General features: G+C 40.1%; 17 protein-coding genes. 9 read left to right on the forward strand and 8 right to left on the reverse strand.

The window, feature by feature from the left end:
- Nucleotides 1-12: 12 nt before the first annotated feature.
- From LS48_RS06410 to capB, 3 genes are all read left to right on the forward strand, one after another.
- On the forward strand, nt 13-2,151 hold the full coding sequence (locus LS48_RS06410; RefSeq protein WP_062621154.1) for a S9 family peptidase: 2,139 nt from the start codon (nt 13-15) through the stop codon (nt 2,149-2,151).
- A gap of 78 nt (nt 2,152-2,229) precedes the next feature.
- Entirely contained in the window at nt 2,230-3,267 is a 1,038-nt protein-coding gene (gene capA / locus LS48_RS06415; RefSeq protein ID WP_062621161.1) for a cysteate synthase, read from the forward strand.
- A 178-nt stretch (nt 3,268-3,445) separates the two neighbouring features.
- Nucleotides 3,446-4,711 carry a cysteate-C-fatty acyltransferase gene (gene capB / locus LS48_RS06420; RefSeq protein ID WP_062621163.1) on the forward strand — a complete coding sequence of 422 codons (1,266 nt, stop codon included), beginning with the start codon at nt 3,446-3,448 and terminating at the stop codon, nt 4,709-4,711.
- A gap of 79 nt (nt 4,712-4,790) precedes the next feature.
- Here the strand turns inward: capB and LS48_RS06425 are convergent, their stop codons facing one another.
- The 4 genes from LS48_RS06425 to LS48_RS06440 are packed head-to-tail and all read right to left on the reverse strand — an operon-like array spanning nt 4,791 to nt 7,378.
- On the reverse strand, nt 4,791-5,054 hold the full coding sequence (locus LS48_RS06425) for a hypothetical protein (RefSeq protein WP_062621165.1): 264 nt from the start codon (nt 5,052-5,054) through the stop codon (nt 4,791-4,793).
- Nucleotides 5,055-5,063: 9 nt separating this feature from the next.
- Complete coding sequence (locus LS48_RS06430; RefSeq protein ID WP_062621168.1) at nt 5,064-5,252, reverse strand: hypothetical protein; 189 nt, start codon at nt 5,250-5,252, stop codon at nt 5,064-5,066.
- A gap of 18 nt (nt 5,253-5,270) precedes the next feature.
- A complete protein-coding gene (locus LS48_RS06435) occupies nt 5,271-6,389 on the reverse strand; it encodes a GNAT family N-acetyltransferase (RefSeq protein ID WP_062621170.1) in 1,119 nt (372 codons plus the stop codon).
- An 11-nt stretch (nt 6,390-6,400) separates the two neighbouring features.
- The gene (locus LS48_RS06440) at nt 6,401-7,378 is read right to left on the reverse strand and encodes a transporter (RefSeq protein WP_062621172.1); all 978 of its coding nucleotides are present in this window, start codon (nt 7,376-7,378) and stop codon (nt 6,401-6,403) included.
- A 106-nt stretch (nt 7,379-7,484) separates the two neighbouring features.
- Here LS48_RS06440 and LS48_RS06445 point away from each other — a divergent pair, with 106 nt between their 5' ends.
- From LS48_RS06445 to LS48_RS06455, 3 genes are all read left to right on the forward strand, one after another.
- A complete protein-coding gene (locus tag LS48_RS06445; RefSeq protein WP_235811011.1) occupies nt 7,485-7,748 on the forward strand; it encodes a DUF4834 family protein in 264 nt (87 codons plus the stop codon).
- A gap of 113 nt (nt 7,749-7,861) precedes the next feature.
- Nucleotides 7,862-10,297 (forward strand): YfhO family protein, encoded by a 2,436-nt coding sequence (locus tag LS48_RS06450; protein WP_062621178.1) that lies wholly within the window; start codon nt 7,862-7,864, stop codon nt 10,295-10,297.
- Nucleotides 10,298-11,584 (forward strand): glycosyltransferase family 4 protein, encoded by a 1,287-nt coding sequence (locus LS48_RS06455; RefSeq protein WP_062621180.1) that lies wholly within the window; start codon nt 10,298-10,300, stop codon nt 11,582-11,584. It abuts the gene before it with no gap.
- A gap of 157 nt (nt 11,585-11,741) precedes the next feature.
- On the opposite strand, the gene LS48_RS06460 is transcribed toward LS48_RS06455, so the two are convergent.
- The gene (locus LS48_RS06460) at nt 11,742-13,031 is read right to left on the reverse strand and encodes a hypothetical protein (RefSeq protein ID WP_062621183.1); all 1,290 of its coding nucleotides are present in this window, start codon (nt 13,029-13,031) and stop codon (nt 11,742-11,744) included.
- A 283-nt stretch (nt 13,032-13,314) separates the two neighbouring features.
- On the reverse strand, nt 13,315-16,092 hold the full coding sequence (gene uvrA, locus LS48_RS06465) for an excinuclease ABC subunit UvrA (RefSeq protein ID WP_062621184.1): 2,778 nt from the start codon (nt 16,090-16,092) through the stop codon (nt 13,315-13,317).
- A 255-nt stretch (nt 16,093-16,347) separates the two neighbouring features.
- Here uvrA and LS48_RS06470 point away from each other — a divergent pair, with 255 nt between their 5' ends.
- Together LS48_RS06470 and LS48_RS15500 are read left to right on the forward strand one after the other, a co-directional pair.
- Nucleotides 16,348-16,932 (forward strand): RNA polymerase sigma factor, encoded by a 585-nt coding sequence (locus LS48_RS06470; RefSeq protein ID WP_062621186.1) that lies wholly within the window; start codon nt 16,348-16,350, stop codon nt 16,930-16,932.
- Between the two features lie 57 nt (nt 16,933-16,989).
- Entirely contained in the window at nt 16,990-17,142 is a 153-nt protein-coding gene (locus tag LS48_RS15500; protein WP_166517850.1) for a hypothetical protein, read from the forward strand.
- Between the two features lie 107 nt (nt 17,143-17,249).
- Here LS48_RS15500 and LS48_RS06475 read toward each other — a convergent pair whose 3' ends face one another.
- Nucleotides 17,250-17,912, reverse strand: a complete 663-nt coding sequence (locus tag LS48_RS06475; RefSeq protein ID WP_062621188.1) for an endonuclease III domain-containing protein — start codon at nt 17,910-17,912, stop codon at nt 17,250-17,252.
- A 30-nt stretch (nt 17,913-17,942) separates the two neighbouring features.
- On the opposite strand from LS48_RS06475, the gene bcp reads away from it, so the two are divergent.
- Complete coding sequence (bcp, locus tag LS48_RS06480; RefSeq protein ID WP_062621190.1) at nt 17,943-18,395, forward strand: thioredoxin-dependent thiol peroxidase; 453 nt, start codon at nt 17,943-17,945, stop codon at nt 18,393-18,395.
- Here the strand turns inward: bcp and LS48_RS06485 are convergent.
- The gene (locus tag LS48_RS06485; RefSeq protein WP_062621192.1) at nt 18,392-19,846 is read right to left on the reverse strand and encodes a hypothetical protein; all 1,455 of its coding nucleotides are present in this window, start codon (nt 19,844-19,846) and stop codon (nt 18,392-18,394) included. The genes bcp and LS48_RS06485 overlap by 4 nt on opposite strands.
- Nucleotides 19,847-19,873 lie beyond the last annotated feature (27 nt).

The following is a 19,873-nucleotide window of genomic DNA, read 5'->3' on the forward strand; positions in this document are numbered from 1 at the left end:
AAAAATAATATAATGATTCAAAAATCCACCTTCTTTTCAATTGCTTCCCTTATTTTTGCCGCTTCAATATACGCGCAGGAAACTTCAAAAAAAACTATGGAAATTACTCCCCCGAAAGCAGAAAAAATAGCCAAGGAATTAAAAGCCCACGATGATATACGCATTGATAATTATTACTGGCTCAACAATCCCGAGGATGAAAAAGTGATTAATTATTTGAAGGAAGAGAACGAATATTACGAATCGATGACGGCGCACACCAAAAAGTTCAAAGAAGATCTTTTTGAGGAAATGAAGGCGCGCATAAAGGAGGATGACGAATCAGTTCCATATAAATTAAACGGTTATTACTACATCACTAGGTATGAAATAGGGAAAGATTACCCTATTTACACTAGAAAAAAAGGAAGCTTGGAGGCCACCGAAGAAATTCTTTTTGATGTGAATGAAATGGCGAAGGATTATTCCTATTACAACCTTACGGGTCTAAATGTTTCCGAAGATAACAAACTGGTTTCATTTGGGGTAGATACTTTAAGCAGAAGAAAATACGACATCTATATAAAAAACCTTGAAACGGGCGAGATTTACCCAGAGCGCATTCCGCTAACTACGGGAAGCGCCACTTGGGGCAGCGACAATAAAACCCTTTTCTACACCCGGAAGGATGAAAAAACCCTACGTGCCGATCGAATTTATCGTCACACCCTGGGCACGGACCCAATTGCGGACGAACTTGTTTTTACGGAAAATGACGATACCTTCAACACTTACGTTTATAAAACAAAGTCGAAAAAATTTATTGTCATTGGCAGTTACAGCACCCTTACCTCAGAGTTTCGGGTTCTAAGAGCTGATAGGCCCACGGGAGATTTCAAAATCTTTCAACCGCGCGAAAGAGGGTTGGAGTACAGTATTTCGCACTACGGCAACAATTGGTACGTTTTGACAAACAAGGACAAAGCGCTCAATTTCAAACTCATGAAAACCTCAGAAGATAAAACTTCCAAAGAAAATTGGGAAGATATGATACCGCATCGCGATGATGTGCTTTTGGAAGACATTGATATTTTTAAGGATTATTTGGTGGTAAGCGAACGAAATAATGGGCTCACAAAGCTTCGTATAAAAAAATGGAATGGCAAGGAAGATTATTATCTGCCTTTTGATAATGAAACCTACACAGCCTTCACGACCCAAAACCCCGAATTCGACACCAAAATTCTTCGCTATGGCTACAATTCCTTGAATACGCCCGCTTCGGTAATAGATTTCAATATGGAAACTAAGGAGAAAACGGTTTTAAAAGAAACGGAAGTTTTAGGCGGAAAGTTTGATAAAGATAATTATGAAACCGAGCGTTTATGGGCAACCGCCGCAGATGGCACCAAAATACCGATGTCTGTTATTTATAGAAAAGGAATTAAAAAAGATGGTAAAAACCCAACGCTGGTTTATGGGTATGGTTCCTATGGTGCCACGATAGACCCATACTTTTCGTCCGTGCGATTAAGTCTGTTGGACCGTGGGTTTATTTTTGCAATTGCCCACGTTCGCGGCGGCGAATATATGGGCAGACAATGGTACGAAGACGGAAAATTGTTGAAAAAGAAAAACACCTTCACCGATTTTATTGACGCTTCAAAATACTTGGTTGAGCAGGGCTACACTTCCCCGGAACATCTCTATGCTTCCGGCGGGTCCGCGGGCGGCCTTTTGATGGGCGCTGTAATAAATATGGCTCCCCACTTATATAATGGTGTGATTGCTTCGGTGCCTTTTGTTGATGTGGTTACAACAATGCTCGATGATTCCATACCATTAACTACGGGTGAATATGACGAATGGGGAAACCCTAATGAGGTGGAATACTATAATTATATGAAAAGCTATTCGCCTTATGACAATGTTGAAGCAAAAGCCTATCCAAATATGCTCGTAACTACCGGGCTTCACGATAGTCAAGTGCAATATTGGGAACCTGCTAAATGGGTGGCGAAGCTTCGCGATTTGAAAACTGATAACAATACATTGTTATTACAAACCAATATGGATGCAGGCCATGGCGGGGCTTCCGGGCGTTTTGAAGCCTTAAAGGAAGTAGCTATGGATTATGCCTTTCTATTGGATTTGGAAGGAATTAAGGAGTAATAAAAATAATTCCTTACCTTTGTGCGGTTAAAATTTTCAGTTTAAAACTGAAGTCATTTTAAAACGAACTCCCTCTTTATGAAAGAAGAAATAAAAGCCCACAATAACGTGTTGGAACTTATAGGCAACACACCGTTGATTAAGCTTAACAAGATTACCCAAAAGATGAAGGGTAATTATTTCGCAAAGGTTGAAGCATTCAACCCGGGGCATTCTACAAAAGACCGCATTGCACTTTACATTATTGAAGAAGCCGAAAGAAAAGGCATTTTAAAACCTGGCGACACCATTATTGAGACCACCAGTGGCAATACAGGTTTCAGTATTGCGATGGTTAGCATCATTAAGGGTTACGAATGTATTTTGGCAGTAAGTTCAAAATCCTCGGCAGATAAGATTGATATGCTGAAAACCATGGGCGCCAAGGTTTATGTGTGCCCGGCCCACGTGAGCGCGGACGATCCACGTTCATATTACGAAGTTGCGAAAAGACTTCACAACGAAATAAAAGGTTCGGTTTATATCAATCAATATTTTAACGAGTTGAATATTGATGCGCATTACCAAACTACCGGCCCAGAAATCTGGGAGCAGACTGCTGGTAAAATCACACATTTAGTGGCTTGCAGCGGAACTGGAGGAACAATCTCTGGAACGGCTCGTTTCTTAAAAGAGCAAAACCCGAATATAAAAGTTATAGGAATCGACGCTTACGGCTCGGTTCTTCAAAAATATCACCAAACCAAGGAGTTTGACGCAAACGAAATCTATCCCTACCGAATTGAAGGTTTGGGCAAGAATTTAATTCCAACCGCAACCGATTTCAATATTATTGATAAGTTTGAAAAAGTAACGGACGAGAGCAGCGCGCACACGGCCCGTGAGCTTGCAAAAACCGAAGGGCTGTTTGTAGGGTACACCAGCGGCGCGGCGATGCAGGGTTTGAAACAGTTGGAAGAAGAAGGCGAATTTGATGAAAACAGCAACATTGTAGTTATATTCCCAGACCACGGTTCACGATATATGAGTAAGATTTACAACGATGATTGGATGAACCAGCAAGGTTTCTTTGATTCTGAAACTGCAGAAATTCATAAAATTGAGTACGTAAAGTAATTTTAGACCCGCCTACCACTAGGCAGGTTTACGATTTTAGATATACGATTTAAAAACCGATTGTTATTTTCAATCGGTTTTTTATTTGGATTTGGGTTGTCTAAAATCTCACGACTAAAATCCAATATCTCACAAATAATTTAATTAATTTTGTCCCAAATTTTTAACTAAAGATTTAATGAAAGATTTATTCGATAAAATCTATAAAGATAAAGGTCCATTGGGAAAATGGGCCGAACAAGCGGAAGGCTACTTTGTTTTCCCAAAACTGGAAGGCCCCATTTCCAATAGAATGAAATTTAAGGGCAAGGAGGTAATCACTTGGAGCATCAATGATTATTTAGGGCTTGCCAACCACCCTGAAGTTAGAAAGGTAGATGCCGAAGCCGCCAAAAAATGGGGTTCTGCCTACCCAATGGGTGCACGAATGATGAGCGGCCATACCGATCTTCACGAACAACTTCAAAGAGAACTCGCAGCATTTGTACATAAAGAAGCAGCTTATTTGCTGAATTTTGGATACCAGGGAATGGTTTCAACCATAGACGCGCTTGTTTCAAAAGACGATGTGATTGTTTACGATGTTGATGCCCATGCTTGTATTATTGATGGCGTTCGTCTTCATTTGGGCCAGCGCTTTACTTACAAGCACAACGATATGGAAAGTATCGAAAAAAACCTGCAGCGCGCCACAAAAGTTGCCGAAAAAACGGGTGGCGGAATTCTTCTTATTTCTGAAGGTGTTTTCGGAATGCGCGGCGAGCAAGGAAAATTGAAAGAAATTATTGCACTTAAGGAAAAATACAATTTCCGATTTTTCGTGGATGATGCCCATGGTTTCGGAACGCTTGGAAAAACAGGTGCCGGAGCAGGTGAGGAGCAGGGAGTGCAAGATGGAATAGACGTATATTTTGCAACTTTCGCAAAATCCATGGCGAGTACGGGAGCATTTATTGCGGGTGATGAGGAAATAATGAATTACCTAAAATATAATCTGCGTTCGCAAATGTTCGCAAAATCATTGCAGATGGTTTTGGTTGAAGGTGCATTGAAGCGTTTGGACATGCTTCGCACCATGCCCGAACTGAAAGAAAAGCTTTGGGAAAACGTAAATGCTTTGCAGGGCGGACTTCGCAAAAGAGGCTTTGACCTTGGAACTACCCAAAGCTGCGTAACTCCCGTTTATTTAAAAGGAAGTATTCCAGAGGCGATGGCTTTGGTAAAAGATCTTCGTGAAAACCACGGTATTTTCTGCTCGATTGTAGTTTATCCGGTAATACCGAAAGGATTGATCCTTTTAAGAATGATTCCAACGGCTTCGCACACCATGCAGGATATTGAAGAGACTTTGGACGCGTTTTCATCCATCCGTGAGCGCTTGGAGAACGGAACTTACAAACGACTTTCCGCTGCTGTTGCTGAGGCGATGGGAGAGAAGATTTAAAACAAATTCCTGCGAAGGCGGGAATCTCATGATATTAAAAAAATCCACCTTTTTTGGTGGATTTTTTTATAATAAAAATTTATAAATCGAAATCTGGACTTTGTTGATCTAAATCCGCATCCTCGTCGTAATGAGGGTATTCATAAATAGTACCCTTATAATGTTCAGCTGGATCATAGTCTTCGGGGTTTCTATGAAATCTATCCTTTTCTCTTTGTTCAATTTCGTTGTAGTCATCAATAAATGTTTTTATTAAAATAACCTTTTCTTTTGAAACTTTACTCATTGAATGTAGGCTTCTTAAATATCCAAGAATATATATAAGCAAATCTCTTTTGTCCATATTTATTTTTTAAAATGGTAAATCATCATATTTTTCATCTAAGGAAAAAGGATAGTCTGCTTCCAATGCATTAGAAATTTTACTTATCATTTTTTCAATTTGATTTTTCTTAATAAAATCATTTTCTGCTATCGCATCAATATATCCAGAAACCCAAGTTAATGTTTCATTAAATTTATTATTGTTTTCAATTTCCATTACACGTAATTATTAATTTTAAATATCCTTCCTAAACGTACTCCGCTCCTTATGCTGCACAGGATTATAATCTTTCCAAAGCAACTGCACGGCAGTGTTTTCCTTTAATTCAGGATTTGTTTCAACAGTCTGGATTCCTTTGGAATTGAAGAGGTGTTGCATTTCTTCAAAAATAATTGCAGTAACGCCCTTGCCTTGGTATTCGGGGTCAATTCCTATTAAATAAAAAGCGGCGGTGTCGTTCTTTTTCTGCGCTTTCAAAATATGGTTCCAGCCAAACGGAAACAACTTGCCATTGGCTTTTTTTAATGCTTTGGAAAAAGAGGGCATTACGATGGAAAAGGCAATCAATTTTCCATCTTTGTCTTTAATGCAGGTGATATAATCCGGGTGGATGAAGTTGAAGTATTTCTCCTTATAATAATCTATTTGGTATTGCTGGATGGGCACGAATGTTTGGAGCGTGTTGTAGGTTTTGTTCAGCAAGTCGAACATACTGTCCACATACGGCAAAATTTCCTTTTTGTTTTTAAAACGGATTACGGAAAGTCCGTAGCGCGATTTCACCAATTCGGAAAATTTTTTCACCTTTTCAAAAATGGACTGCGGCACGTTCATTTTATATTCCACCCAAGTCGCCTGCTTTTCAAAGCCCAGCTTTTGAAGATGTTCGGCGTAATACGGAAAATGGTACCACGTGATCATCGTGTTCATTTCCTCAAAACCCATTGTCAGGATTCCGGCCTTTTCCATATTACTGAAACCCACGGGGCCTTCGGCATATTCCAAATTGTGTTCCCGACCTTTATCAAAAACCTTTTCCAAAAGGGCCTTGGTGACTTCTACATCGTCAACCATATCGAGCCAGCCAAAACGTATTTTCTTCTTTTGCTGTTCGTTTATTTCCAAATGGTTCAAAATAACGGCAATTCGACCAACTATTTCGTCATCTTTATAAGCCAAATAATACCAAGCCTCGGCATTTTTAAAAACCGGATTTTTCGCAGTATCCAAAGTTTCCATTTCATCTTTAATAAGCGATGGAACCCAATATTTGCTGTCTTTGTATAGCTTAAATGGAAAAGTGACGAATTTTTTAAGATCACTTTTGGAGGTCAGTTGTTTTATTGTAATCATACAAAAATGTATTATTTGCCATCTTCATCAAAGTTTAATTCATCTTGGCGTTCTTCTTTTTTATCCTTTTCTTTTTTGTCTTTCATCTCCTTTTTTGCATCATCTTCCAAATATTCATCTTTATTGTGCATATCAAATCGATAGGCTAAGCCCGCACGTCCATAAAATTTAGACGGAGTATCCTTAAAACTATAAGTAAGTGAGAGATCAACTTGTAAATTTTGATTAATAAGCGCAGCAGCACCTCCACGCACCAATTGGTCTGAATAAAAGTCACTTTTTAAACCTTGGTTTTCGAGAAAAACTGAAAAATAGCGATTGGTAGCGTGTGTTAGGGTTAAAATATAGCCATAGGTGGGAAAATCTGTAGTAATGCGGTCCACGATTATGTTGGTTACAAAAACCCATCCGCCAATAAAATTGTTTTGAGTTGAAAGAACAAATTTCGGACTTATTTTGCCTTCGGCTTCGGGAGTAAATGGATTGTCTGCAAAATCAAAATTGGCGCCTGCATAAATTGAAATTGCAGGTATTAAATCTGCCCATTGCGTTTTATTATTTGCCTTCCAACTGTAAAGGTTTGGACCTTTAAGTTCACGTTTTCGATAGGGATCATATATTAAATATTTTGCACCAAGCGTATTGCTTTTAAAATTTGAAAGGCTGTATTCCCTTGCAACGGCGGAGCGATTATCCGTAACTGAATTTGATTGAAATTCGCCCATTAGGCTCACTTCCAGACGTTCTTTCCAAAAACCATAGCGAACGGAATAATCAATGCTAAAACCGTTTGTCTCTGTTTTCAAAAGTTCGTGCTTTTCTTTTCCGTAGCTAAATCCAGTCTCAACCTGAAGTACATTAGTTCCAACCGAAAAAGCACCCTGTGAGCCGCCGGGGCGGTTGGTATTAATCATTTCGGTATATTGTGCCGAAACAGGAGAAAAAGAAATAGTGCAAAGCAGAAATAGAAAGGGAAGTTTGATATTCATGGATAGTTGGGTTTAGTTCAAAGATATAAGATTTTACCATTTATTTAATAGTCAACATTCGTCTTTTTCTACACCAATTCTTATTTTTGGAAAGAATTTTACAGTTATGATGACATTCCTAAAAACGATATTAATCGTTCTTCTGGTATATTTTGGTCTAAAGTTTCTTATTAGGCTGGCAACCCCTTATTTAATGCGCTATATTTCAAAAAAAGCAGGGCAGCAGTTTGAGCATTTCTTCGGAAATAGTCCAAACGTCAACACCCATCGCGAAAAGGAGGGGAGTATCACTATTGATAAAAATCCTTCACCAAATTCGCGAAATAGTAAAAAAGTTGGGGAATATGTGGATTACGAAGAGGTAGAGTAGCGGTGATTGCATGAAAGGGGATGATATGGTTTGCAAAAACTTGAGGTAATTCCAGCGTCCAACATTAAATATATTTTTCATAATTTCCCCTCTTCAAAATCACAAGCCAAATTATGCAGTCCAACTATAAAAAATCTCTTCCGCATTTAGTTGTTTTTGTTTTGTTTATCGTTGCCTCATTGGCCTATTTCAACCCCGTTTTACAGGGAAAAAAAATATTCCAAAGCGATATTGTGCAATATACCGGAATGGCGAAGCAACAGAATGATTTCAGAAAAGCTACAGGAGAAGAAACCTATTGGACCGATGCGGCTTTCGGTGGGATGCCTACCTATCAATTGGGCGCAAAATATCCGAACAATTACATAAAACAGCTCGATCTCGCAATCCGCTTTTTGCCGCGTCCGGCAGATTATCTTTTCCTCTATTTCATAGGAATGTATATTCTATTCTTGGTGCTGAAAGTGGATTATAAACTGGCTTTTTTAGGTGCGCTGGCGTTTGGCTTTTCAACGTATTTAATCATTATCCTTGGCGTTGGGCACAACGCAAAAGCCCACGCCATAGCCTATATGCCCTTTGTTTTAAGTGGAATATTTCTCACCTTCCGCGGAAAATATCTCTGGGGATTTTTACTGCTCACGGTTTCCATGGGATTGGAACTGGTTGCAAACCACTTCCAAATGACCTATTACTTGATGCTTTTGTTGATAATCATCGGGATTGTTTATTTGATTGATGCTTTTAGGAAAAAATTACTTCCGCATTATTTTAAGGCCGTCGGAATTATGGTAGTTGCCGTAATTATTTCCATCGGGTTGAATGCCACAAATATTTTGGCAACCAAGGAATATGCCGATACTTCAACCCGCGGAAAAACTGAACTGACCGTAAATGCGGACGGTACCTCAAAGGATAACAAAACAGGGCTTGATTACGATTATATCACGGAATACAGTTACGGAAGGCTGGAAAGTTTCAATCTTTTCATTCCGCGGTTTATGGGCGGAAGCTCTTCCGAAGCATTTCCGAAGGATTCAAAAACCGTAGAGAGCTTGATGCGGATGGGTGCTTCTGCGCAGGAAGCCAATCAGGTTTTAAGCCAAATCCCGATGTATTGGGGCTATCAGACCTATGTGGGGGCTCCGGCGTATATCGGCGCGATTGTGATTTTTCTTGCCGTGCTGGCGCTCTTTTTGGTCCGCGGCAGATTAAAATGGTGGGTGGTTTCGGGTTTTATTTTAACCCTGCTGCTCTCTTGGGGAGACAATTTTAAAGGTTTGACCCAATTCTTTATTGATTATGTGCCGATGTACGATAAATTCCGCGCGGTTTCCTCTATTCAGGTAATTATCGAATTAATTCTTCCAATTCTCGCTATTGTGGGACTTCACCAGTTTTTTAATCAATTTGAAAGGGAAGCGGAAAAGAAGAAAGCCCTGCTCTGGTCCACGGGAATTGTGGGCGGACTTACGTTGCTATTTATTCTTTTTAAAGCAAGATTATTCGATTTTGCAAGTCCGTACGACAGCTATTTTAGGGAAGAAATGGGACTTCCTTTCGTGGAGGCAATCCGCGAAGACCGAATGTCGCTCTTTACTTCCGATGCAATCCGTTCGCTGATATTTGTGTTATTGACGGCCGCTGTTCTCTGGTTTTTTATGAAGGGAACGCTAAAAAAGGGGTTCGCCGTGGCTGCGCTTTGTGTTTTGGTTTTGGTCGATTTGGTAGGGGTTGATAGAAGATATGTAAATGAAGAAGATTTTGTGCAAGCCAGATTGGTGGACGAACCTTTCCAAAAGAATGGTGCTGACATCCAAATTTTGGAAGACGATGGGCATTACCGCGTTTACGATGCCACAACAAACGCATTCAACAGTGGTCGGGCCAGTTATTTCCACAACGCTTTGGGCGGGTATCACGCAGCCAAGCCGGGTAGAATGCAGGACCTTTTTGAATATTATATCAGCCAAGGAAATATTGGCATCCTGAATATGCTGAACGTGCGTTACATAATTACGCAAACAAAGAATGGTGGGCCAGTAGCACAGCGCAATCCATATGCAAATGGCGATGCGTGGTTTGTGGAAAACGTGCAGCCGGCCAAAAATGCCGATGAGGAAATTCAACTTTTGGACAGTTTAGACACCAAAAAGACTGCGGTTGTAAATAAAGAATTTCTTTCAAAAATACCGAGCCAAAAAATGGAACGGGATAGCACTGCGACCATTGAACTTTTCAGCCACCAGCCGAATAAATTGGTTTATGAAGCTTCCACAAAATCGCCTCAACTGGCAATCTTTTCCGAAATATATTATCCAAAAGGCTGGAATGCTTACATAAATGGAAAACCTGCGGAATATTTTCGTGCCAATTACGTATTGCGCGCAATGGTTATACCTCCCGGAAATAATAAAATAGAATTCAAGTTTGAACCCAAAGTGATACAAACGGGAAGCACCATTTCATTGGTGAGCAGTATTATATTTCTTTTGATTTTATTGAGCGGGCTGTATTTCGCCTTTCGCAAAAAAGAACTTAAGGAATAAATGAAACGCGCCCTAATCATCACATATTATTGGCCTCCCGCGGGCGGCCCGGGCGTACAGCGGTGGTTGAAATTTGTAAAATATTTTCGGGAGTTTGGCGTGGAACCGATTGTATATGCGCCCGAAAACCCCAACTATCCATTGGTTGATGAAAAGTTTGCTTCGGAAATTCCTTCGGATATTGAAGTATTAAAACAGCCAATTAATGAACCGTATCGTTTTGCGAAACTCTTTTCAAAAAAGAAAACCAAGCAGATGAGTAGCGGCATCATTTCAAAAAAGGAAATTTCCGCAGTGGAAAAGCTTATGCTCTACGTTCGCGGGAATTTTTTTATCCCCGATGCGCGGATGGGCTGGGTAAAACCTTCGGTAAAATTTCTTTCGAAATATATTGCGGAAAATTCAGTGGATGTTGTGATTACAACCGGTCCGCCGCACAGCCTTCACTTAATTGGGATGCAACTTCAGAAAGACCTGAACGTAAAGTGGATTGCAGATTTCCGCGATCCGTGGACGACGATCCATTACCACAAATCCCTTCGGTTGAACAAAGCTTCGGAACGCAAACACAAAGCGTTGGAAGCTTCCGTATTGAAAGCCGCAGACATAATAACGGTAACCAGTCCAACAACCAAAAAAGAATTTGAAATGATTACCGAAACCCCGATTGAGGTTATAACAAACGGGTACGATATTTCAGGAAAAATAGATTTTGAGATGGATTCCAAGTTTTCCATTTCACACATAGGCTCGCTTTTAAGCGAACGCAATCCAGAGTTTTTGTGGAAAGTGCTTGCTGAAATCTGCAAGGAAGATACTTCCTTCAAAAACGATTTGCAGTTGAAATTTGCTGGTGCCGTAAGCGAAGAAGTAAAACAAAGTCTTGAAAGTTTTCAGCTTTCGGAAAACTGTGAGTTTTTAGGATATATTTCCCATTCCGAAGCCTTGAAAATGCAGCATCAAAGCCAGGTTTTACTTTTGGTGGAAATAAACAGCGCGGAAACCCGTGCCATCATTCCCGGAAAACTTTTTGAATATCTCGCTGCCAAACGCCCAATAATCGCTTTGGGGCCGAAGGAAAGTGATATTGAGGGAATTATTAATGAGACTAAATCGGGGAAATTTTTTAGCTATTGGGACGATGATGAATTGAAAACTGAGATTCTCCAATTATACAAAGATTTCAAAAATGGCGAGCTAAAGATTGCTTCCGAAGGAATTGAAAAATATAGTAGGAGGGAGCTGACGAGGCAAATGGCGTCTTTGATTTTAGTCGGTTGTGGGTAGTCGGTTGTCGGTAGTCTGTAGTTTGATCGAAGCTCTTTTTTCCTGTTTCCCTTTAGTCCTTTTTCCTGTTTCCCTTTGATCTCGATTCAAAAAAAACCTCCGATCCTCTGTTATTATACAGATTCACGGAGGTTTTCAACCAACCAAAAAACTATCTTTATCCGCGTCCGCCTCTGGAGCTAGCTTCTCTTGAGGAACTGCCTCGTGAGGTTTTCGCTTTTGAACTATTGCGCGAAGGAGCGCTGGACTTATTTACTGTGTTGCGGCTTCTAGCGGTTTCACGCTTTGGAGCCTGTGCTTTATTTCGGCTTATCGAAGTGCTTCTGTTGTTAGGTGTGGTTCGGGTTTGTCTTTGCGTTTTGTTGTTGGAAACGCTCCGTTTATTAGATGAACGCACCACATTTTCACTTCGGGTGTTTTTAACATTATTTCTATTGTTACTTACTTTCGCGTTGTCGCTGTTTCGGGTATGTACCGTATTTCTTGTTGACTTGCTCGAGTAATTTCTGTCATTTCGCTTGCTTCTGTCAATGGCCGCTGCACCTTTGCTGTTTGTGCTTCTATTTCTTGAAACGGTTTCCCTACGGGTATTGTTACTTCTTCCTTCACTTGTAACTCGAGAGTTGTTACTTCTAACGTTATTGCTGCCGCGGGCGTTATTGTTTCGAACAGAGCTATTGGTTCGAATGGAACTATTGGATCGTGGATTGCTGGTTGCAACCATGGTATTTTTTCTATTCGGATCGAAGTTCTTATTTACCGATGCTCTACCTTTTTTGTCGTAAACACGGCTTCCTGGGCGATAAAAATCCCTGCGGCCATTGTGGTAGGCCACATGATGTCTCTTTTTGTAGTAAACTACGTGATCGTGATAACTATATCTCACTGGGCTGTAATATCTCCTATATGGCAGATCATAAACTACACAGTGTGTAAAAATAGGTGGCGCATAATACACGTGCCAAGGACGATAAACATAGTATGGATTATATACATTTATGATACCGGTGGCGTGTGAAAAGTGGCCACGGTTGTTATAAATAACATGAAGTCCTCCCACACGAACCACGCGACGGTCGTTGTATTGAATATCAACATTACCGGCTTGAATGATACGGCCGTAGTAATCATAATAAATAGGAACACTTTCCACTTGTATTACTGCGCCGTAATCGTCATACTGCACATAAGCATCATAATCATAACCCGAATTGAAACTTATGTTCACATTGGGAGTGTTAATGGTAACGCTTGAACCTTTTTGGGGCCCAACGTACACAAAATCGAATTGGCCGTCTGGGAAAACGGAGAATTCTACGTTGCCTTCCACAAAAATGTAGGCGCTTCCGTCGTATCCCCTTCTGTACTGGTCTTCACTTTCGTGGGTAGTTGCATTTGCTGAAAATCCCATCAAAAGGACGCTGAAAATAAATGCTATGTTTTTCATAAGTTTCAATTTTAAAAGGTTTGTACTTGCATGATGTTTCTTGGTTAGCGGAGTACGCTTTTAAATTACCAACGACCGTGCCAAGTTTTTAAAGCATTGATTTTCAGTAGTGCTTTAAGCTATTATAAGATTAAATTGGAATTTTGGGAGCATTCAAATAAAAAATCCGCTGAAGGTATTTACTGCTCCAACGGATTTTAAAAACTAACCAACCAAAAAAACTAAAAGTCTTATTTTCTGTTATTTTGATTTCAATTAGTGTGCCAAAAAAACATAGTAACTCTTAAAGTTTTTCTTTTAGATAGGAAGCGGTAAATGAGTCCTTATTTTTCGCAACTTCTTCCGGAGTACCTGTTGCAACTACTTGTCCACCATTTTCGCCGCCTTCAGGGCCCAAATCGATAATGTGGTCTGCACATTTTATCAAATCTAAATTATGTTCTACAACAATTACGGTATGCCCTCTTTCCAGCAAAGCATAAAAAGAAGCCAATAATTTTTTGATATCGTGAAAATGAAGCCCTGTTGTAGGTTCGTCAAATATAAAAACGGTTTTCTCTTTTGATGTCCCTTTTACCAAAAACGAAGCAAGCTTGATACGCTGTGCCTCGCCACCGGAAAGGGTGGAGGAGCTTTGCCCCAACTGAACATAACCCAATCCCACATCCTGCAGGGGTTGCAATTTCGCCGCAATTTTATCCTGCTTATGTTCATTAAAGAATGCAACGGCATCATCCACAGTCATTGTAAGGATATCGTCTATGTTTTTATTTTGAAACGTTACTTCCAGCACTTCTTTTTTGAAACGTTTGCCGTTGCAGGTATCGCATACCAAATGCACATCTGCCATAAATTGCATCTCGATGGTTACTTCGCCTTCGCCTTTGCAGGTTTCACACCGCCCGCCATCTACGTTGAAGCTGAAATGTTTTGCTTTATACCCGCGAATGTCCGAAAGCTTTTGTGAGGCATATAAATTCCGAATATCATCATACGCCTTAATGTAGGTCACCGGATTGCTTCGGCTGGAGCGACCAATTGGGTTTTGGTCTATAAATTCAATACTTTTGATGGTGTTGAAATCTCCTTTTATTTCTGAAAACTGTCCGGGTTTTTCACCATAACCACCAATTTCACGCATCAGGGCTGGATAGAGAATTTTCTTTACTAACGTACTTTTTCCGCTACCGGAAACGCCCGTAACTGCCGTGAAAACATTCAATGGAAAAGTTACGTCTATATTTTTCAAGTTATTTTGCCGAGCTCCACTGATTATAATTTTATTTTTTGAAGTACGCCGATTTTTTGGAACTTCAATTTCCATTTCGCCATTCAAATACTTCGCGGTAAGCGAGTTTGATTGTAAAATTTCAGTATAGGTTCCTTGGGCAACCACTTCGCCGCCAAACGTTCCGGCTTCGGGACCGATGTCTATAATTTCATCGGCGGCTTTCATTATGTCCTCATCGTGTTCAACCACAATTACCGTATTGCCCAAATCGCGAAGGGATTTTAAAACCACGATAAGCCGTTCCGTGTCTTTTGGGTGGAGTCCAATGCTGGGCTCGTCCAAAATATACATAGAGCCCACAAGGCTGCTTCCCAAAGAGGTGGCGAGATTGATTCGCTGTGATTCACCGCCCGAGAGTGTGTTCGATTTTCTGTTCAACGTTAAATAGCCCAAGCCAACATCCTGCAAAAAACGAAGTCGGTTGTTGATTTCAAGCAGCAAACGCTTTGCGACTTTTTCGTCAAACTCGGACAACTCTAAATTTTTAAAAAATATCGCCGTTTTGTCTAAAGGCAGCTCGACTAATTCTTGAATTGCTGTTCCGTTTATTTTTACATATCCAGCTTCTGGACGAAGACGTTTTCCTTTACACGTTGCGCATTTCGTCTTTCCGCGGTAGCGCGAGAGCATAACCCGGTTTTGGATTTTATAGCTTTTTGATTCCAAAAAGGAAAAGAAGGAATTCAATCCCTCAAAATACTTATTTCCGTCCCAAACAAGCTGTTTTTGTTCTTCGGTAAGCTGGAACCACGGTTTGTGAATTGGAAAGTCAAACTTGTAAGCGTTGTTAACCAATTGATCCCGATACCAACTCATACTTTCGCCACGCCACGGAAATATGGCGTTTTCATACACGGAGAGGGCAGTATTTGGGATAACCAAATCTTCATCAATACCAATTACATCGCCATAACCTTCACAAGTCGGGCATGCCCCGTAAGGATTGTTAAAACTGAAAAGATGCACGTTTGGTTCCATAAAAACCATGCCGTCTGCCTCAAAACGGTTGTTGAATTCCGTAACTTTATTTGAAGAAAGTTCCTCAATATACAATTCGCCTTTTCCCTCAAAAAAAGCTATTTCAACAGCATCGGCAAGACGGTTATAGAAATCCTCTTCGTCTTTTGTGATAATCCGGTCAATGACCAAATCTATCTTCTTCGGAAATGATTTTCCCTCCAATTCATCGATCCTAACAACTTCATCCTTCACTTTAATCCTGGAATAGCCCTGTTGCGCCAGTGCCTGGATTTTATTTTGCATCGTGCGGCCTTCTTCCAAAAAGATAGGGGCGAGGAGCAGTAATTTTTCGCCTTCGGGAAATTTTTTTATGAAATTTATAACATCTGTGGTGGTGTCTTTTTTAACTTCCTTGCCAGAAATTGGCGATATGGTTTTCCCAATCCGGGTGTAGAGCAATTTCAGATAATCATAAATCTCGGTGGAAGTCCCAACCGTGGAACGCGGGTTTGTGGAATTTACTTTTTGCTCGATTGCAATGGCCGGCGCAATCCCTTTTATGGAATCTACTTTTGGCTTGTCCAATCTTCCCAAAAATTGACGGGCATAGCTGGAAAGGCTCTCCACATAGCGTCGCTGGCCTTCGGCGTAAAGCGTGTCAAACGCCAAGCTGGATTTTCCGCTGCCCGAAAGACCGGTTACAACTACCAATTTGTTGCGCGGAATAGCGACGGAAATGTCTTTAAGATTGTGAAGTTTTGCACCCTGAATAAGGATGTTTTTTTTAGTATCTACGGTTTCGGTACTCAATGTAATTTTCCTTTTTTTATAGCTTTTCGCAAAGATACTATATCGGTTTCAGCAATGCACATTTGCGGTTACTATTATTTTTTAATGAAAAATTTAACCTTTTTTTTGCATTTGTGATTTCTTTGTTGTTATATTTACGGCTCTTAACGTCATATAAAAAAATTATTGCCTATAGCTGATCATTACTTTTAACAAATAAACATTTTAACTAAGCAACCAAATCCATAGTTGTTTATTTTTTAAAGAAGTATTGATATGAAGCAAAGCACAAACTCTGATGCGTTTTTAGTGAGCGCTTATATGAACGGTAATGAAGCTGCACTTAGCGAGCTGATAACTCGACACAAGCAAAGAATCTACAGTTTTATTTATTCGAAAGTTTTTGATAGGGATGTCGCCGAGGATATTTTCCAGGACACTTTTATTAAGGTTATCAAGACCTTAAAAAAAGGAGCCTATAACGAAGAGGGAAAATTCCTTCCGTGGGTGATGCGAATTGCCCATAATTTGGTGATTGACCATTTCAGAAAGAACAACCGCATGCCTAAATTTGAAAACAATAATGATTTCAATATTTTTTCCGTTTTGAGCGATAATGCCTTAAATGTTGAAAAACAAATCATTAAGGGCCAAGTGGAAAGCGATGTGCGCAGATTGATTCTTGAATTGCCAGATGACCAAAAAGAGGTGTTGATGATGCGAATTTATAAAGATATGAGCTTCAAGGAGATTAGTGAGCAAACAGGCGTTAGTATCAACACAGCACTGGGACGGATGCGTTATGCCCTTATCAATTTACGCAAAGTAATTGATAAACATAATATTATATTGACCAATTGATACAATAAAGTAATTTTTGCTACGTTATTTGAAAATAAAACCTCAAAATAACATTCTATGCAAAAATTTTACTCTGAAACATCACGTGTGGACGGCGTGAATAAAAAACTCGTTCCAAAAGAGGAAACCATTAAATTTCTTCTGGATTATTCGATGGCTTTAAGTGTTATAGATTACCATAAAATGAAGTTTGAAGCACTTCTAAACTAAACTTTGGAGAAACCCTGGAATTAGCTTTTCAGGGTTTTTTTTGAATAAAAAGCCCCTAGCCCCCAAAGGGGGATTTATTTACGGGCATAATGTGCATAGTTCATCGCTCATCTCTTATCTACCTTCTTTAAATATTCTTTTATCACCGATTTTCTGCCAATGGTCTTTGTGATTATGTCCTTTTGCAAATCCCAACCACGGGCCGGGGAGTATTGCCTTCCGTACCATATAATCTGAAGATGGAGAATATTCCATAAATCCTTTGGAAACAAACGCTTTGCATCCTTTTCTGTTTGCACTACATTTTTTCCATTGGAAAAACCCCAACGGTACATCAATCTATGGATGTGGGTATCAACGGGAAAGGCAGGAATATTAAAGGCTTGGCTCATAACCACACTTGCCGTTTTGTGGCCCACGGCGGGAAGGGATTCCAAGGCTTCAAAATCAGCGGGAACCTTACCGTCATATTTCTCTATTAATATTTTTGAGAGCCCATGGATGCCTTTTGATTTCATCGGTGAAAGTCCTACGGGTTTAATTATTTCCCTGATTTCTTCTACGGTTAGTTTTACCATATCATAAGGATTGTCAGCTACTTCAAACAGCAAGGGCGTAATTTGGTTGACGCGAACGTCGGTACTTTGCGCAGAAAGCAGCACGGCGATCAATAAAGTATAGGGATCCTTATGTTCCAAGGGAATTGGAACTTGTGGATAAATCTTATTTAACGTATCAATAACAAAGGTTACCTTTTCCTGTTTGGTCATTTTAAGTACTTTTATGCAAAAATAAGGATAATGAAAACATTAAAGGTAGGAGATAAGGCTCCAGATTTCAAAGTAAACGATCAAGACGGAAATAGTATTTCCTCAAAAGATTATAAAGGAAAAAAATGGGTTGTCTTTTTCTATCCAAAAGCAAACACACCCGGCTGTACTGCTGAAGCCTGTAACCTTCGCGATAATTATAAGGAACTCCAAAAAGAAGGGTATGAATTATTGGGAGTAAGCGCCGACAGTGAAAAACGCCAAAAAAACTTTAGGGAAAAATACAATTTTCCATTTCCGTTATTGGCCGATGAGAATAAAGAGGTGATAAATGCTTTCGGGGTTTGGGGCCCAAAAAAGTTCATGGGTAGGGAATTTGACGGAATTCACCGAAAAACCTTTATTATAGACGAAAACGGAATCATTACACGTGTTATCGACAAGGTTAAGACTAAAGACCACGCGGCGCAGATATTGGATTAACTATTAACCTTTTCCGCAGTGGGTCTATAATTGAAGAGTTGCTTTTCCTTTATAATTTCTGAAACTCCCGGAGGTAGCATCTGCTCCCAGCCATCTTCACCTTTTTCAATCATTCCAAGCACTTCGCGGGAGAATATCTCCATATTGTCCGGGTTGTAATCAGTGATGTCCACAACCTTGCCGTTATATTTGAAGAATTTGTAGAGTTCCTTCATTCGCGGATGAACCTTTAGGTTTTCGCTTGTGGTATATTCTCCCGTTTCGGGATCTTTCATGGGGTAGAGGTAAACCTTCAAGTCCTTAAAGAACAGCTTTCCAAAGGCTTCCAAGATACCGCCGCTCAAATGGCGATAATATTTTTCATCAAAAATATCCACTAGATTGTTGACGCCCATGGCGAGCCCCATGCGCATCTTGGTATATCTTGAGAAATATTCAACAAGTTTATAATATTCCTGAAAATTTGAAATCATTACGGTATGCCCCAAAGAACAGAGCAACCGGGCTCTATCCATAAAATCCTCTTCATCAATTTCCCCCTCGGCACGTAGGTTTGACAGTGTTATTTCAAAAATAACCTCCGTTCTATCCTTTTCCACCCTGTTTTCCTTCAGAAACATTTCGTAGGAACGTTCAAACATATCTATGTTCACCTTCGTTACAGGTCTAAAACTACCGCGAAGGGCCAATATGTTTTTCTTATAAAGTATTCTTGCGGGAAGAATGTTGTGGCCATCGGGGTCAAACATAACGGCATCCGTCATCCCGTTTTTGATCAATTGAAGGCTCATCAATCTGTTATCAACGTCCTTAAATCTTGGTCCCGAAAAATTGATGGTGTCAATTTCAATTTTGTCCTTGTCTATATGATCGTACAGATAGCGCAACAGTTTATTGGGCTGGTCATATTTGTAGTATGCGCCATATATTAAATTCACCCCTAATATTCCCAGGGTTATTTGCTGTAGCTGTGCGTCGTTCTCGTGAAACCGAATGTGAAGTGTTATTTCGTTATAGGGCTCTTTCGGGTCAATTTGGTACCGAATCCCCACCCAGCCATGGCCTTTGTATTTTTTGGCAAAGTCGATGGTGGCAACGGTGTTTGCGTATGAAAAGAAAAGTCTGTTGGGGTGTTTTTCACGATTAATGCGCTCTTCAATCAGATCGAACTCGTGCGAGAGCATTTTCTGAAGTCTTGATTCGGTCACATATCTTCCATCTTCCTCAATACCATAGATTGCGTCGCTAAAATCCTTATCGTAGGCAGACATTGTTTTGGCGATGGTTCCCGAGGCGCCGCCGGCCCTAAAAAAATTCCGAACGGTTTCTTGCCCGGCTCCAATTTCGGCAAAAGTGCCGTAAATGTTTTCGTTCAGATTGATTCGTAAAGCCTTACTTTTTATGGAGGGAATATTTTCAAATTCCTTGTCTCCTATTATGGTTTCTGGCATAGCAACGTTCTCTTTTTAATATAACAA

The sequence above is a fragment of the Aequorivita aquimaris genome (genome assembly GCF_001573155.1).
Lineage (GTDB): Bacteria > Bacteroidota > Bacteroidia > Flavobacteriales > Flavobacteriaceae > Aequorivita > Aequorivita aquimaris.

Bases quoted from the DNA above. Each gene is read 5' to 3' on its own strand.
- LS48_RS06410 (WP_062621154.1), top strand. From the start codon at position 13: ATGATTCAAAAATCCACCTTCTTTTCAATTGCTTCCCTTATTTTTGCC.
- capA (WP_062621161.1), top strand. From the start codon at position 2,230: ATGAAAGAAGAAATAAAAGCCCACAATAACGTGTTGGAACTTATAGGC.
- capB (WP_062621163.1), top strand. From the start codon at position 3,446: ATGAAAGATTTATTCGATAAAATCTATAAAGATAAAGGTCCATTGGGA.
- LS48_RS06425 (WP_062621165.1), bottom strand. From the start codon at position 5,054: ATGGACAAAAGAGATTTGCTTATATATATTCTTGGATATTTAAGAAGC.
- LS48_RS06430 (WP_062621168.1), bottom strand. From the start codon at position 5,252: ATGGAAATTGAAAACAATAATAAATTTAATGAAACATTAACTTGGGTT.
- LS48_RS06435 (WP_062621170.1), bottom strand. From the start codon at position 6,389: ATGATTACAATAAAACAACTGACCTCCAAAAGTGATCTTAAAAAATTC.
- LS48_RS06440 (WP_062621172.1), bottom strand. From the start codon at position 7,378: ATGAATATCAAACTTCCCTTTCTATTTCTGCTTTGCACTATTTCTTTT.
- LS48_RS06445 (WP_235811011.1), top strand. From the start codon at position 7,485: ATGATGACATTCCTAAAAACGATATTAATCGTTCTTCTGGTATATTTT.
- LS48_RS06450 (WP_062621178.1), top strand. From the start codon at position 7,862: ATGCAGTCCAACTATAAAAAATCTCTTCCGCATTTAGTTGTTTTTGTT.
- LS48_RS06455 (WP_062621180.1), top strand. From the start codon at position 10,298: ATGAAACGCGCCCTAATCATCACATATTATTGGCCTCCCGCGGGCGGC.
- LS48_RS06460 (WP_062621183.1), bottom strand. From the start codon at position 13,031: ATGAAAAACATAGCATTTATTTTCAGCGTCCTTTTGATGGGATTTTCA.
- LS48_RS06470 (WP_062621186.1), top strand. From the start codon at position 16,348: ATGAAGCAAAGCACAAACTCTGATGCGTTTTTAGTGAGCGCTTATATG.
- LS48_RS15500 (WP_166517850.1), top strand. From the start codon at position 16,990: ATGCAAAAATTTTACTCTGAAACATCACGTGTGGACGGCGTGAATAAA.
- LS48_RS06475 (WP_062621188.1), bottom strand. From the start codon at position 17,912: ATGACCAAACAGGAAAAGGTAACCTTTGTTATTGATACGTTAAATAAG.
- bcp (WP_062621190.1), top strand. From the start codon at position 17,943: ATGAAAACATTAAAGGTAGGAGATAAGGCTCCAGATTTCAAAGTAAAC.
- LS48_RS06485 (WP_062621192.1), bottom strand. From the start codon at position 19,846: ATGCCAGAAACCATAATAGGAGACAAGGAATTTGAAAATATTCCCTCC.